We start from the raw sequence: 649 nt of genomic DNA, 5'->3' as shown, positions 1-649 counted from the left end.
AGCGGCGCGACGCTGAACGGCTGCGGCCAGGCCTCGCGGCGCGCGCCCACGCGCGCGGGCAGCATCGCGAGATGACGCTCGCCGCCCGTCACGACATCCGCCTCGAACAGCGCGCGCCGCGCGGCGCGTCCGAGTCCCGCGTATCCGTCGTCGCCTATGCCGATCACCGTCAGCCACGCCCGCCTGCCCTGCATCCGATCTCCGTTCCGGGTTGCGCGCGCGCCGTTTCGTCTCGCGGAGCACGCTGGAAAACGGGCATAATACCGCTTCCGCCGGCGCCGGACGGGCCTGAAAACCTCGACGGCACAAAAGGGAACACAGCAAAACTGTGGCCGCCCCCGCGACTGTGAGCAGCGAGACCGCATCCACCCGAGCCACTGGTTTTACCGGGAAGGCCGATGCGGCCGCCGACCTGCGAGCCAGGAGACCTGCCGGCCGAACGACTGTTCGTGCGAGCCCATGCCGGGCGGGGTGTACCGGCGGCCATCGTCCCGCCAGCGCATGCCGCGCCGGGGCGCTCCGCCTCGCGCGACGCAACCACGGTGTCCCTTGAATCACGACTCGCAGCCCGCTTCGTCTCCTGCCACGCTTGCCGAGGCGCGCCGCTCGGCGTGCCCGGGGCTCGTGCGCGTGGTCGCGGCGCGTGACG

Annotated in this window: 1 pseudogene and 1 riboswitch; the pseudogene reads right to left on the bottom strand. The window is 72.4% G+C overall.

From position 1 onward, the window contains the following. A pseudogene (locus G3N97_RS39195) lies at positions 1–194 on the bottom strand (bifunctional cobalt-precorrin-7 (C(5))-methyltransferase/cobalt-precorrin-6B (C(15))-methyltransferase); the annotation flags it as partial. A 62-nt stretch (positions 195–256) separates the two neighbouring features. Continuing rightward, positions 257–451, top strand: a riboswitch (cobalamin riboswitch). Positions 452–649: the final 198 nt, after the last annotated feature.

It is taken from the genome of Paraburkholderia sp. Ac-20347 (genome assembly GCF_017104805.1).
In the GTDB taxonomy this organism is placed as follows: Bacteria; Pseudomonadota; Gammaproteobacteria; order Burkholderiales; family Burkholderiaceae; genus Paraburkholderia; species Paraburkholderia tropica.
This window is presented reverse-complemented; position numbering and strand designations above follow the sequence as displayed.